The organism is Enhygromyxa salina (assembly GCF_002994635.1).
GTDB lineage: Bacteria > Myxococcota_A > Polyangia > Nannocystales > Nannocystaceae > Plesiocystis > Plesiocystis salina_B.
This window is the reverse complement of record NZ_PVNL01000138.1, coordinates 261,225-275,760: the sequence shown is the minus strand read 5'-3', so window position 1 is coordinate 275,760 and position 14,536 is coordinate 261,225. Positions and strand designations below refer to the sequence as shown.

At 69.4% G+C, this 14,536-nt stretch carries 7 protein-coding genes and 1 riboswitch; of the genes, 3 read left to right on the top strand and 4 right to left on the bottom strand.

The features are described 5' to 3' along the window. From ENSA7_RS44645 to ENSA7_RS38050, 3 genes are all read right to left on the bottom strand, one after another. On the bottom strand, positions 1–4,212 hold a 4,212-nt coding region (locus ENSA7_RS44645), incomplete at its 3' end, for an Eco57I restriction-modification methylase domain-containing protein (RefSeq protein ID WP_181234506.1). A gap of 3 nt (positions 4,213–4,215) precedes the next feature. Continuing rightward, entirely contained in the window at positions 4,216–7,149 is a 2,934-nt protein-coding gene (locus tag ENSA7_RS38055) for a helicase-related protein (protein WP_106094329.1), read from the bottom strand. A 31-nt stretch (positions 7,150–7,180) separates the two neighbouring features. Further along, positions 7,181–10,399: a DNA-directed RNA polymerase subunit alpha C-terminal domain-containing protein gene (locus ENSA7_RS38050; RefSeq protein ID WP_106094328.1), complete on the bottom strand. Its 3,219-nt coding sequence runs from the start codon at positions 10,397–10,399 to the stop codon at positions 7,181–7,183. A gap of 242 nt (positions 10,400–10,641) precedes the next feature. Beyond that, positions 10,642–10,866, top strand: a riboswitch (cobalamin riboswitch). A 67-nt stretch (positions 10,867–10,933) separates the two neighbouring features. Between ENSA7_RS38050 and ENSA7_RS38045 the strand changes: the two genes are divergently transcribed. From ENSA7_RS38045 to ENSA7_RS38035, 3 genes are read left to right on the top strand one after another with little or no spacing between them, the layout of a single operon-like run. After that, complete coding sequence (locus ENSA7_RS38045; RefSeq protein WP_181234505.1) at positions 10,934–11,842, top strand: ABC transporter substrate-binding protein; 909 nt, start codon at positions 10,934–10,936, stop codon at positions 11,840–11,842. Next, positions 11,832–12,878 (top strand): FecCD family ABC transporter permease, encoded by a 1,047-nt coding sequence (locus ENSA7_RS38040; RefSeq protein WP_106094327.1) that lies wholly within the window; start codon positions 11,832–11,834, stop codon positions 12,876–12,878. The genes ENSA7_RS38045 and ENSA7_RS38040 overlap by 11 nt, the downstream gene beginning before the upstream one ends. Continuing rightward, on the top strand, positions 12,875–13,642 hold the full coding sequence (locus ENSA7_RS38035; protein ID WP_106094326.1) for an ABC transporter ATP-binding protein: 768 nt from the start codon (positions 12,875–12,877) through the stop codon (positions 13,640–13,642). Before ENSA7_RS38040 ends, ENSA7_RS38035 begins: the two co-directional genes overlap by 4 nt. Here the strand turns inward: ENSA7_RS38035 and ENSA7_RS38030 are convergent. Further along, a complete protein-coding gene (locus ENSA7_RS38030) occupies positions 13,635–14,519 on the bottom strand; it encodes a sensor histidine kinase (protein ID WP_181234504.1) in 885 nt (294 codons plus the stop codon). The genes ENSA7_RS38035 and ENSA7_RS38030 overlap by 8 nt on opposite strands. Between the last annotated feature and the right edge of the window lie 17 nt (positions 14,520–14,536).

Genomic DNA, 14,536 nt, shown 5'->3' with positions numbered 1-14,536 from the left:
CTTGCGGGGGGACGTTTGCCAATTGGCGGTGCGGGGGTCGGGCTTGGCGGAGGGAAGGAGGGTCTTCGGGAGGTTGCGGTCCCACAGGGGGGCGTAGGCGGAGCTGAGCGCGTTCAGAAACAACGAGCGCGTTGTCATCGCATTGGCAATTTGGACGACTGGGAGCGGGATCAACGAGAGTGCTTCGGCGTAGAGGTCGTTCTTGCCAGTTGTCTTGAAGAAGAAATCGGCTGGCAAGCTGGCCCCCATGCCGGCGAGGAGCACGACCAGGGGTTCTTCCGCGGTTAGACTCAGCACCGTGTGCACATGGGCTGCGCCCGGAGGAACGAGCGCAGGTATGAGTGTTCGCTCACCTGTCGGCGCCAGCATTCGTCGGTGGACGTATCGAAAGTACTCGGTCACGGGCCGGCCGTTCCAGGTCGGTGTGCGCTTGCGATACTCGGCCGGCGAGCAGGCTGGGACGTAGTTGGTGCGGGGCAGGTAGTCTTCGCTGATCTGCGTCAGGTCGATGGCGCTGTAGTCTCCCTTGGTAGCACAACCCTCGTTGGGCGTCTTGTTGAACGGAGTGCCCACATAAATATGCGGTCCCGACACGACCCATTCTCCGAGTTTGTCGGGAAAGCGAACCTCCCGTCGAATCGTCCCGTCTCGCTGTCGGCCGGTCTCGTCGAAGCACACCGTACAAAAGTAATTGCCCGCTTCGTCTGACAGCTTTCGCGGCGCGTCGGCGAAGCGACGCAGCACCGAGAGCATCTCGCGGCTGTGAACCACGGGCAGCCGAGCCTGGGATGCAGGCGTCCCATGTGCGTCGTAGAGCTTGGCGAACAGCGCCAGCGCTTGCTCGTCGACCTTCACGAGCCGCGACGCATGAGGACGCAGATCCCAGTTGCCCTCGGTAGTCTTGAATCCTGGCACGGGGCCGTACCCGTCGTGCTCGAATGAGGATTCGAGAGTGGACGGGTGCAGCAAATTAGATACGAGGAGTACGCCTGGGCGAAACACTCCGCCCGATGTCGAGAACGCGTAAGGACGTTGGTGCCCGATCTCCGGGAAGAGCATTAATTCATTTCGGAGCCGAGCTAAAAGGAACCCACGTCCTGTGAGTTCCGTACGCAGTGCTCCCCCTTTGGGGTCATCGAAGACACCGGCCTGGTGAAACAACCCCTGAACCCCAGACGACGATAACCGCTCCCACCCCGCCGAGAGAAAGCACTTGTACAAGTTGGTCTGCACCCCCGCGAGCAGCGGATAGTTACCGACCGCGTTCAGGAACCCCAACCCCCCCATCATCTGACAAAATTCCGCCACGTACCCCGCCCGAGCCGCCGCCGACCCCAACGCCTCGTCCCGCTCATCCGCGACCTGCTTCGCGCTCAGCTTCCGCAGCTCCATCGTCGGCCGCAGATCCCCAAGGATCCCCGCCTCCTTCCACTCCAATTTAATCCAAGGCGGATTCCCCAAGATCACATCAAACCCACCCCGCCCCGCAAACACCTCCGCAAATTCCAGCTCCCAGTGCAGATACCGCCCCGCGATCACCGGCACCTCGCGCCCGGTCAGCATCGCCTCGACCTTGTCCGCCCACGCCTCACGGCTCGGCAGCCCCTTCACGTCATCGAGCGACCACGACCACAGCTCGCACCAATAATCCATGACCGCACGCAGCCGCCGCCCCGCGCTGCCGGCCCGCTGGGTCGCTTGCCCGATCAGCTCGCACTCCTCAATCGTCTTCCACCGGCTGTCCGGCCCCGCCTGGATCTCCGGCTGCCCCCACAGCTGGATCGGCTGCCGGACCCGCTCGAGCACGCTGCCGCGCTGCTCGACGTGGATTCCCCACAGCTGATCAATCGCATCACTCAGCGCCTGCAGCCGGGCGACCTCGCCCTTGCTAAACGGCTTGCACGCGGCCTTGCGCCACGCCTTGAGCTCGCCGATCTGCTCGCTCCACAGCTTCTTGACCACCTTGTCCTTCTCGTACGGGGCCATGGCCTCGTCGGGGACCAAGAAGTGATAGATGTGCCCGGCCGGCCGGGCCTCACCGGGGGCGACCCGCTTGGGCACGAGGCCCAGCCAGTTGACCGCGCCGGTCTTCTTGTTGGGCTTGCGCAGCAGATCCTCGGGCGCGTACACGGCCCGGCGCGCGCCGATCAAGCTGTTGCCAACCTTGATCCGCGGGTCCAGATACGGCGCCTCCACGCCAGGCTGCAGGACACCCAGCCACAGCGAGACCTTGCCCAGCTCGGCCGCGAGCGGGTTGAGGTCCACGCCGTAGCAGTTGTTGACCACGAAGTGATACTTCACCCGCAGCCACTCGCGCTGGTAGTCCTCGGCCGGGATCAGCTGGTCGAGCTCGGCCTGGCGGCGCTCGAGGTAGGCGTGGGCGAGCTGGCTGACGGCCTCGTTCAAGAACGCACCCGAGCCCATCGCTGGCTCGCACACGGTCAGCTGGAGGATCTCGGTGGCCGACAGCCCGGCAGACCCAGGCTCACCCGGGTCTGCGCTCGGGCCCGGGCCCGGCTGACCCAGGCGCTCTTTGAGCGTGTACTTGGTCAGGCACTTGGTCAGCACCTCGGGCGTGTAAAACGAGGCGCTCTTCTCTCGGTCGCGGCCGGCCAGGCGAAACAAGAAGGTGCCCTTGGGGTGGTGGATCTTCTTGCCGCTCTCGGTCTTGCGAAACTCGTCGTCGGCGTAGTCCCCGGCCGCGCTGCGGCCCACGTAGAACACCCGGGCGTCGTCGGCCTTGTCCTTGGGGTTTTGAACCTCGAAGGTGTCCTCTTGGGTGAAGAAGCCGGTGTACGAGAGCAGGCCCTCGTACACGGCGCCGAGCTGGTTGATCCCCAGCTGCGCGTAGCTGATCCGCCCGCGCTGGCCCCGGCCGCGGCTGGTGTCGCCCGGCTTGGACAGCGACAAGAGGGCGATGACCTGCTGCAAGACCACGTTGCGCAGCTTGACCGAGCTCAGGATCGGGGTGCGGTCGCGATCGAAGGGCGTGCGGGCCTGGTCGAACAGCGGGCTGCGCTGGGCGACCACGGTGAGGTCGACGGCGTCGGCGTAGGTGGCCTTGATGTCGCGCTGGCGCTTGACCGGCCAGCCCAGGTGCACGACCTCGAACAGCTTTTGCAGGCTGTGGTGAATGAAGAAGCCCTCGCGGGCGCGCTCGGTGTTGAGCGGGATCAGCTCGAGGTCGCGCAGCGACTCCACGCTCAGGCCCAGGCGGTAGGCGTCGGCGTTCATCGGCACGATGCCCATGTCGCCGCCGCGGGCCTCCACGTAGAACAAGAACAACAGCCGGTACAGGTAGGTGACGCAGTCGTTGGCCAGCTCGCTGGCCAGCTCGGGCCGGTCGTAGAGCTTCTCTTTGCTGACCTTGCCCTTGTAGTAGACGGCCTCGTTGCCGATCAGCTCGATCGCCTTCTGGACGCCAAACTTGAGATCCGTGCTGACCGCGAACGCGTGCTTGTGCGACTTCTCGTCGATCTGGTCGAGCAGCGAGCGGCCGCCCTCGGGCAGCAGGACCTCGCGGTGCAGGAGGCCAACCGCGGCCCGGAGCGCGGCGGCCTTGCGCTGGCCCAGCATCTCGCCCAGGGCAAAGTGGAGGTGCTGGCCCTGCGGCCACTTGTCGCGGTCGACCAAGAACACGTCGGGGCCGGCCAGCAGCAAGACCCAGCGGGGCGGCTCGTCCTGGCGCAGCAGCGGGCCGTCGAGCAGCTCGCGGATGCTGGCGCGGGGGGCCGACTGTTCGGGGTCGTCGGGTTCGTTGGGTTCCAGGCCGGCCAACCACGCGAGCGGCAGCGCGGCCAGGGGGTCGGCCTCGTCCTCGGACTCGGGGAACGGCAGCTCGATCACCCACAAGAACGGCCGGCCGTGCAGGTCAATGGCCAGGGTCAGCGGCAGCTCGGTGTCGTCGGGCAGGGCCCGGACCACGGGCGCGCGCTGGTAGCCCAGGGCCTCGAGCACCTGGGCGTGAAAGCTGGCGCAGACGCCCACGCGGGTGTCGGGGTCGTCGACGGCGCTCTGGAACGCGGCGAGGGCCTTGAAGTAGGGCTCGGCCAGGCGGGCCAGCAGCTTGGCGGGCGCTCGGGCGCCGCCGTCTTTTTCGCGGGCCGACCAGGCCGCGAACACCGGCTGCAGATCCTCGGGCAGGACCGCGTCGAGGTAGTGCTGCGAGTAGAAGTCGCCGACGTTGTGGACGTGGGTGGTGTCGATCGCCATGGCTCAGCTGCCTTTCACGAACACCGCGGCGATGCGCAGGTAGGGCTCGGCGTCGGTCGCGAGCGCTTCTTGAAACCATTGCTTGCGTTCGTGCTGAAGCCGCTCGACCCGGGCCTTTTCTTGCTCGAGCTGAGCGGCGCGCACGGCTCGCTTCTCGGCCGCGATGCGGTCGTCGAGCTGGTCGAGGCGGGCGTCGGCCCAGCTGTCGAGCCGGCGGATCTCGGCGCGGATCTTTGGCTTCAATTGTTTGGCCCGCGCGCTGCGGACCGCGGCCATGTGGGCCTTGGCCGCGTCGACGGCGAGCTCGCGCAGGCCCAGCAGCGGCGCGGTGTCGCGGGCCCGGCCGTCGTTGGCGAGCGGGCGATCCAGACCCAGCTGCGCGATCAGCTGGGCGGCCTCGATGACCGTGGGGGGCTGCTCGGCGGACGTGAAGCACAGCCCAAACCACTGGCTGATCGTCGGCTGACTGCGCTGGTTGGAGACCACGGCGTGGACCATGAAGCAGACCTGGCCGGGCTCGAGGCCCTGATCCACGCCGATCACCGGGGCCGCGTGCCGGGTCATGTGGGCGACCAGGCGATCGCACAGCCACTCGCTGATCGGGTTGAGCGGCCACAGCAGATCCCAGGCCGGCCAGTCGTGGCTGCGCTCGCGGGCCCGCTGGAACTCGCGCATGAGAAACTCGCGGTCGGTGGTGAGCTTGAACCGGCCGTCGCCGTCGCGCTGGAGCTCGGGCGGGAGCAGCTCGAACCGGCGGGCGAGGTCCGGCGGGGCCACGATCTCGAGCCCCGAAGCCTCGACGTGGGCGGTCGCGGGCTGAATGTCGTCGTAGGCCGAGGCGAGCTCGCCAAACGCGTCGAGGGTGAAGCTGAGGTCGTCGGGGTAGAGGCTGATCGACGGGGCGAGCTCGAGCTCCTGGGCCTCGCGCTCGCTCTGCGCCTGGGTGGCGGCGAGCTCGGCGAGAAAGTCGAGGCCGCTGAACGACTCGGTGGTGGCCGGATCGGGGACCTCGGGGATGATCTGCTCGGGGCTGTGGCCAGCGGCGACGCCCTCGAGCACGTGCTGCTCTTCGGAGGCGGCGTCTTGCAGGTGCAGCAGCGACTGCACGTCGCCCAGGTTCTTGTGGGCCTCGTGCTCTTTTTGGACCAGGCGATCGAGCACCTGCATGTCGGCGTCGATGCCTTCGCTGGCGGCCCGGGTCAGGAGGTAGTGGATCTGCGGCTGCTCGGTCTGGCCGTAGCGGTCGATTCGGCCGTTGCGCTGCTCGAGGGTGATCAGCGACCACGGGATGTCGTAGTGGACCAGGCGGTGGCAGTAAAAGTGGAGGTTGATGCCCTCGGCGGCGGCGTCGGAGCACAGCAGCACGCGGATCTTGCTGTCGCGGCTGCCGAAGTCCTTGACGGTCTGTTGCTGGCTGGTGTCGTCGAGGCTGCCCGAGAACAGCCGGATCGCCCCGTCGTCGAGGCCCAGCTCGCGGCCGAGCACGCGCTCGAGCATGTCGAGGGTGTGGATGCGCTCGGAGAACACGACCACACGATCGTCGCCAAAGCTGCGCAGCAGCTCGATCAGGCGGGCCAGCTTGGACGGCAGCTGCTGGGTGTCTTCGCCGGCCTGGGCCGACCTGGCCAGCTTGCTCAGCTGGCCGATGAGGGCGCGATCGTGGGCGGCCTCGGGCGAGCCGGCGCCCTTGTCTGGCTTGCTCAGGCGTGGGTGCTTGCTGCGCTCGGACAGCGTGCTCAGCAGCGCGTCGGCCGAGCTCAGCGCGGACTTCTTGAGCAAGGTCCGAAACAGCGCGCCGCTGCCCGCGAACTCGCCGGCCTTGCTCAGCCGGCCGATCGTCTTGAACTCGGCCGTGGCCAGGGCGGCGAGCAGGGCCTCTTCGGCCGGCGTCGCGCTGACGTGGTGGGGGACCAGCTGGCGATCTTGAAACGACTCGCTGACCTCGTGCTCGATGTCCTTCTTGAACCGGCGCACGTAGAGCCCGCCGATCTCCTCGTTGGTGAATTCCGACGGGTTGGTGACCGCGGTCGGATCCAGCAGGTTCATCAAGCTCGCGAAGCTCTCGGGCCGGCCGTCGTGGGGCGTGGCCGAGGTCAGGATCAGCGCGTCACAGGTCCGCGCGAGCCGCTGGGCCAGCTGGGCGCGCATGCTGGCCTGGCCCTTTTGGGTCGAGCGCTCGGCCACGTGCTGGCACTCGTCGATCACGATCGCGTCCCACCGACAGTCGTCCAAGAACCGGCGATACTTGGTGTCGCGCTTGAGGGTGTCGATCGAGATGATCACCCGCTCGTAGAAGTGGAAGGGGTTCATGTTCGCGGGGATCTGCTGCTGGACCCGCTGGATCCCGCGCGAGTCCAGGCGGACCAGCGGGATCGTGAACCGGGCCCACAGCTCGCCCTGAAACTGCTCGAGCACCGAGCGCAGCGCGACCACCAAGATCCGCCGGCCGCGGCCGCGGCGGATCAGCTCGGCGAGCAGGACCCCGACCTCGAGGGTCTTGCCCAGGCCGACGCCGTCGGCGATCAGGATCCGCGCGCGCGGCTGGGCCAGGGCCTTGGCCGCGGGGACCAGCTGATACTGGTTGACGTTCATGGCCCCGCGGTGGCCGATCGTCAGCGCGGCGCTGGTCGGCGGCGACTGCCGCAGCAGGCTCTCGAGGTACAGGCGGGTGCGTCGGTACTGCGGGGAGTCGTCGCCGACCAGCGCGGTCTCGCGGGGGTCGAGGACGGTGACCTGATCCAGGTCGTCCAGGAACATCGACTCGCGGCCCCGGACCAGGTCGCTGACGCCGACGACCCGCAGCGCGTGGCCGCCGGTGGCCGTGCCCTGGACGCTGCGGACCATCCACTCTTCGTCGCGGATCTCGACGCGGGCGCCGGCGGCGTAGCGGACCTCGGTGGCGGCAGGGGTGACGTTGGCAGCGGCGCGATCAGGCATGCGGCAGGCTGGAGCTTCGCACAGGTTCAGATCAGGTCAGGTCGAACGCGAGCTCGGCGAAGCCAAGGTGGCTGACGATCGCGTTGAACACGGCGACGTCGTCATCGAGGCCGCCGATCGTGAAGTCGAGCTCGCCGTCGTCGGCGATCTCGAAGTAGCGGGCGGCCACCCAGGCCAGGCGCAGCGCGACCGGATCACCGGAGGCTTGGGCGCGCTCGACCAGCAGGGGCAGGCCGGCGGCGAGCTTGCGGGCCTCGTTGACCGGCAGGAACTCATTGCGCTGGGTGAGCGCGGCAAACTGAGCCGCGTGAGCGTGGCAGCGCGCGAGCAGGCTGGCCCAGTCACCGGGGAGCTCCTGGGTGAGCTTGGTGTAGAGCTCGCGGGCGGCCCGGGGCAGCGCGAGGTCGCGGGCGCTGGGGAACTGGGGCGGCAGCGCCGTCGCGCTGGGGTGGCCGAGCGCGAGGGCAGCCGGCGCGGGGCTGAGGCTCGGAGCTGGCGTGGCTGCGCTGGGCTCTGAGGTGGGCTCGGGCTGCGAGCGGCGGCGCTCGATGGGCGGGATGAAGTCGTCGGCCAGGTCGGCCAGGACCACGAACTCGCCGCGGAGCCGAGCACCGACGAAGTTGGCGGTGCCAGCGATCGACGCGCGCTGGGGCTCGCGACCATGCAGCTCCCGCAGCGTCGCCAGGAACGCGTCGACCCTGGCCACGCCCTCGCCCGCGTTGAGCAGCTCGAGCAGCAGCTCGGCCTGCGTGGGGACCCGAACGCCATCCCATGAGTCCAGGCCGATCCCCGAGCGGTTGGCGATGATCGTGGGCCGGGCGCGGGCGACGACCGCGACCATTCCGGTGGTCCACTGCGCGTGTTCGGGGCTGAGCTGGCGCAGCTCGCCGAGCGCCTGATGATAGGACAGGCCGCGGCCGCGCTGACGCAGCACGACCTCGAGCAGCTCGCCGGCGAGCTGGATCGCATCGAGGCCGCCGGGAATGTCGCGCTCGATCAAGCCGAGGCGGCCATCGCCAAGCGGGAACACGGGGATCGAGGTGCGCAGCGTGTTGAAGGTGGCGTCGAGCACCTCGACCCGCTCACCGAGCCGCGCGCGGAGCTGGTCCTCGGGGATCGGGGCGCCGGCCCGGTCGAGGATCTCGACCGCCGCCGGGACCAGGTGCACACGCGTCTGCGGGACGCTGCCGCGCAGGGCGAAGCGTTGGCGGCCGAGATCTTCGACCTCCCCCGAGCGCCGGAGCATGCTGCTGAGCAGCCACGGCGTGATCCAGTCTGGCAGCCTGCCTTCTTCACCGGCGAGCTCGAGCAGGTCGTGCGCCATCCACTGGCGCTCGGGGCCTGCCCGCTCCATGAAGCGCTTCGCCAGCGGGACCAAGCGCCGCTCCCACAGCTCGAAGTCACGGAAGTGGCGCGGCAACGCGACGTGGCCGCGGGCGACGATCACACACTCGTCGGGCAGCGCGCCGCGACCAAACAGCTGGTGTAGCTCGCGCACGCTGACCGGGCCCTCGCGGGTGGTCAGGTACGCGAGCACCCGAGCGTCGCGCGAGTGGCCAAATCGCAGCACCTCCGACGGGTGATCGTCGTTGTCGACGGCCAAGCTGGCCTGCGCGCGCTGGATGAACAGGGGGCGAAGATCGGCCTCGTCCGCGAGCAGCTGCGCGCCGACCAGCTCGAGGAACGACGAGTAGGGGGCGGGCCACTCGGTGCGGCGCAGCGCCGCGGCCAGCTCCTCGTAGGCGACCTCGGGCTCGCGCTCGCGCTTGTGGGTGAGCAGGACGTCGTCTCGATCCCACGCGTAGGCGTGCCAGTCATCGGGGATCACGCGGTTGGCCAGGTAGCGAACGAACGCCGGCCGGTCGACCAGCGGCTGCAGGAAGCTGTCGTCCTCGAGGTCGCTCAGCCACAGGTAGCTGGCCTCGCCGCGGGCCGCGGTCAGCGTCGCGCGGATCCGGCTCATCCAGCTCTGCTCGGCCCGCAGGCGGGTGAGACCGCGCCCCTCGATCTGGCGGACGCGCTCGCGGGTGACGCCCAGGGTCTCGCTGATCGCCTCGAGCGTCTCGGCCTCGCCGACCGCACCGCTGCGGCGCAGGACCACCTGCGCGTCGCGGTCGGGCAGGTGCGAGAGCCGAGCCTCCCACAGCTCGAGCACCGTCGCGAACGCGCTGGGGTCGAAGCTGTGGGCGGGATCGGCCGAGGTGCCGGTCTGCAGGTGCGCGGGCGTGGGGTAGCGCTGCCAGGTCTGCAGCAGCTGCTCGAGCGACCTGGCGAGCGTGCCGGGGCCGACCCCTCGGGCCTCGCGAACCTCGGCCTTGGAGCGGGCGACCAGCTGACCGATCGTCTCGATGCCTTCGCTGTCGCAAAAGGTGTAGGTCCGGGTTGGAAGGTCGACCTGCTCGATGCTCAGCGCCAGGATGTGCGCGGGCAAGGTGGTGGCGAGCTGGTTCCAGCTGAGCTGGGTGAGGTCGATGAGCTCGGGGTCGACGGTGGCGGGGCTGGGCGCCGCGGCGGTGGCGGTGGCGGTGGCGGTGGCGGTGTCGAAGCCTGCGGGCCAGCTGACCTGACCGGCTGACAGCGCGGCCGCGAGCTCGTCGATCGTCTCACCCGGGGGCGCCTGGGACAGCAGCCCGTCGACTTCGCGCAGACAGATCTGACCGAACGAGCGCAGCTCGAGCAGACCGACGCTGGTCAGCGCGACGACCTGATGCACGAGCTCGAAGCCCGCCCGGCGAAACACGTTGGTGGTGCGCGCCGAGAGGTGAAAGCTCGAGAGCGGCCGGGCCAGCAGCTCGGCGCGCAGCTGCTCGACCGACGGCCCGCTGTGCTCGGGGGCGAGCTCGTGCCACCAGGTGCGCAGGGTCTTCGCCCGCCGCTCGGCGGTCGCGGGGGCCAGCTCGGTAGCGGTGGCCAAGAACGCCTCGGCCGAGTCGGGATCGAGACTCCACAGGCCACCCTTGCCAAACCGCGCCCAGGCGAGGCCGACCGCGCTGCGCTCGAAGCTTGCCCGGAGCAGCTCGAGCGGGTCGACGCCGCCGTGGACGAACTCGACGACCGTCGCGGTCGGCTGACCGGAGGCGTCGGTCAGGCCGAGGAGCTGGGCGGCGGCGCGATAGTACATCGCGTCACGCCCTCTATAGACGAGATCACGCAGGGCAAACTGCCGGTAGTGGAGCAGCACCGCGTACTCGAGCGCTCGCTCGATGCAGTCGGCCTGGGGGATCGCGGAGGACGGGAGTGGGTCGATCATCGGCGGCGGGGGGGACTGTTTTCAGCTCGGGCCAGCGCTTGTGGCCCGCTTGCGGATACGTTCGTAGGCTATCTGATCATCGGTCGCGAATGTCGGCGTTTGTCGCGAGGCTCGCTACCCAATTGGCGTCGCCGCGCGCGGATCCGATCCTCATCGTGGCCGATGAGATCTGCGTCTTTTGCGGGTCTACCGGTTCGCGCTGGTCCCGCGACGACGCGCTTGACCGGCCACGCTGGCCCGGCTAGTCCTGTCGCGCCGCCGGTTCGCCCCGAGTCACAACGAGGGGCGTCACAAGAGGGAATCTGGTGCGAATCCAGAGCTGCCCCCGCAGCGGTGAGCGGGAACGAGGTCCGCACGAAGGCACTGGGGATACCTGGGAAGCCGCGGGTCCAAGGAAGCCGACCAGCCACGAAGGTGGCGGCGAAGCGCCCGCGAGTCCGAAGACCTGCCGGCGGTCCGGACCTCGACACGACTCATCCCACACCTCGTCGGTCCGGGTGTATCCGCAGTCTCGTGGGGAGACGAAGGAGCATCGTGATCCCGCCCGCAATCCGTTCCCTGTTCGATCTGCTCAGCCGCCTGGTGCTGGCGCTGTCGCTCTCGTTGTCTGTGGTCGCGTGTCGCGGCAAACCCGACGAGCCAGCCGGCGCGAAGGGTCCAGCCAAGCGGATCGCCTCGCGCACCGTGTTCGCCGACGAGGTCCTGTGGGCGCTCGGCGACGAGGTCCAGGCGCGGGTCGTGGGCCTCAGCCCGATGGCCGACGATCCCCGCTACTCCACGGTCGCCGGGCGCTGGCCCGCGGGCACGCCTCGGGTCGGCCAAAACCCCGAAGAGCTGCTGGCGCTGGCGCCGGACCTGGTGATCGTCGCGAGCTTCAGCGCGCCCGAGTACCGCGCCGCGATCGACGACAAGGTTCGGGTGTTGGTGCTCGACGACTTCACGGGCTTCGCGGGCTACCTGACCAACCTCGCGCAGATCGGCGAGGCGATCGGCGCGAGCGAGGAGGCCGGGCGCATGCGTGATCGCTTCGTCGCGCGTCGGACCGAGCTCGAGGCCGCCCGGCCGCCCGTCGATCAGCGACCCACCGTCATCGCCTGGGACTACGGCTACGTGCCGGGCGCCCACACCAGCTTCGACGACGCCGCGACCACGGCCGGGTTCGTGAACCTGGCCGCGCGTGAGGGCTTAGACGGGCACCAGCGCCTCGACGCCGAGCAGCTGGTCGCGTGGGACCCGGCCTGGATCGTGGTTGGGTGCGGCGAGCAGCCCTGCGCCGAGGCGCGGACCAAGCTGGCGGCGCAGCCGGGACTGGGCAAGCTCGCCGCGGTCGCGTCGGGCCGGATCATCACGATCCCGGCCCCGTACCTGGCGACGACCGGCGAGGACATGCTGGAGCTGGCCGCGCGCATGCAGGCGCCGCTGCTGGAGCCGCATGCCGAGTAGCGCGACGGCGCCGAGCAAGACCTGGCGCTGGGTGCTGCCGTGGAGCGTGGGCGCGGCTGCGCTGGCGCTCGCGGCCGCGCTGGCGCTCACGGTCGGGCCCGGTGAGTTCGCGCTGGGCGACGTGCTCGAGCTGATCGCGGTCAAGCTGCGCGGCGGCCAGCTCGAGCCGACCGCCGAGGCGATCCTGTGGGAGCTGCGGCTGCCGCGGATCCTGCTCGCGCTGCTGGTCGGCGCCGGCCTGGGCTGCGCGGGCGCGGTCACCCAGGGTCTGTTTCGCAACCCGCTGGCCAGCCCCGGGGTGCTCGGGATCTCGACGGGGGCTGCGGCCGCGGTGATCTTGGGCTTCGCGCTGGGCGTCGACGAGCAGGGACTGTGGGTCACGCCCACGCTCGCGGGCCTCGGCGCGCTGACCATGCTGGCCCTGCTGTTTGGGTTGACCTCGCGGCGCCAAGATCTGGCCTATCTGCTGCTCACTGGGGTCGCCCTCAATGCGCTGGCCGGCGCCGCTTCGACCGTGACATTGGCCATGTTCTTGGATCGCTACGCCCTCGCACAAAAGGCCATGGCGTGGATGATGGGCAGCTTCGACGGCCGTGGCTTCACGCAATTGGGCTGGGCGAGCGGGCCGATACTGATTGGCATGGTCGCCGCGTGGGCGCTGCATCGGCCGCTGGATCTGCTGGTGTTGGGCGAAGAGACCGCGGCCACGCTCGGGGTCGATCGCGGCCGGCTGCGCTTGCTCGCGGCGCTGGTCGTGGGGCTGCTCGTGGGGACCAGCACCGCCGCGGTCGGGGTGATTGGATTCGTCGGCCTGGTGGTCCCCCACGTCGCGCGTGCGCTGCTGGGCGGGGCCGGTCACGCGCACGCGCGGCTGTTGCCGGCGAGCATGGTCGTGGGCGCGGCGTTGATGCTCGGGGTCGACACGCTCGGCCGCGCGCTCACGCCCATGTTCTTGGCCCCGGGCGCGCTGACCAGCCTGATCGGCGGCGTGTTCTTCCTGTGGCTGCTGCGGCGCCAGACCGAGGAGCCAACATGAAGCTGCGGGCCGAGGGGCTGGGCCTGCGCGTGGCCGGGCGGTGGCTGATCCGCGGCTGCTCGTTCGAGCTGACGCCGGGGACCGTGAGCGTGATCGTGGGCCCCAACGGCAGCGGCAAGACCACGCTGCTGCGGGCGCTGTTGGGCTTGATCCAGCCCGACGAGGGCAAGGTGTGGCTCGACGGCAGCCCGCTCGCGCGCCACTCGCTGCGGGCGCGGGCGCGTGCCTGTGCGTGGTTGCCTCAGCGGACCGAGCTGCCGTGGGGGATGCCGGCCAACGAGCTGGTGATGCTGGGTCGCGCCCCGCATCTGTCGGCCTTCGCGGGTCCGGGGCGGGCCGACGAGCTGGCGGTGACGGCCGCGCTCGCGCGGGTCGAGGCGAGCGATCTGAGCGTTCGGGACGTCCGCACGCTCAGCGGCGGCGAGCTCCAGCGGGTGTTGCTGGCCCGACTGCTCGCAACCGAGGCGCCGTTGTTGCTGCTCGACGAGCCCACGACCGCGCTCGATGTGGGCCACGCGCTCGCGTTGCTGGAGCTGACCCGCGAGCTCGCGGCGGCCGGGCACGGCGTGCTCATGTCACTGCACGAACTCGAGCTGGCGCGGCGCTACGGCGACCAGGCGCTGTTGCTGCGGGGCGACGACGCAGGTGGATATGTGCTGGGTTCAGTCAATGAGGTGCTCACCCCCGCCGTGATCTCCGAGGTGTTTGCGGTTGGCGCGAAGATCATTGCTGGGGAGCTGCGCTTTCACAGCACGGTCACTTAGGCAAGACCACGCGAAGTCGCGCGCCGTGGCCGAGCTCCGAGTGCACCTCGATCGTGCCACCGTGACGGTCGACGATGCCGTGAACGATCGATAACCCGAGCCCCGTACCGACCCCAATGCTCTTGGTCGTGTAAAAAGGCTCGAAGATCCGCTCGAGATCGGCGCCGGCGATACCCGGGCCATTGTCGCTGACCTCGATCCCAATACAATTATCCTCACTAAAGGTCTGCACGACGATGACCGGGGCAGCGGTGTCGAGTAGAGCGTCGCGCGCGTTGATCACCAGGTTTGCCACGACTTGCAGCAACTCGCCGCCCTTGCATGGAATTGGACAAATGTTGGGGTCGAGCCTTTCCTCGATCTGGATGCCGGACGCCGCACACTGAGCGCGGAGCACTCCCATTGCCTTGGTCACGACGTCGTTGATGCTGATCAGCGCGGCCCCGCCCGCGTCGTCCTTGCGGCTGAAGGTGAGCAGGCGACCGACGACGGTTCCGCCGCGGGTGACCTGGGCCTCGATCAGGTCGAGGAATTCGAGCGTGTCGTTCTGGTCGCCCGCGAGCACGGCGTCGCGCAGCTCGTCGAGCGTGAGCGCGATGATCTGAAGCGGCTGATTGAGCTCGTGCGCGACCCCGGCCGCGAGCTGCCCGATCGCCGCGAGCTTGGCCGCGTGGACCAGCTGGGTCTGGGCCTGGGCGAGCTCACGCAAGGCGCGCTCGTACTCGTTGCGGCTGACCACCGTGGCTTGCAGCTCTTCGCCGAGGGTGTTGAGCGCGTCGCAGATACCGTCGAGATCTTCGCGCAGTGGATCTTGGCCGGGGCAGTCGAGGCTCGCGCGAACCCTGGCGCCCAGTCGACCCTGGGCGAGGTCTCTCATCACCGCCAAGATCTCGC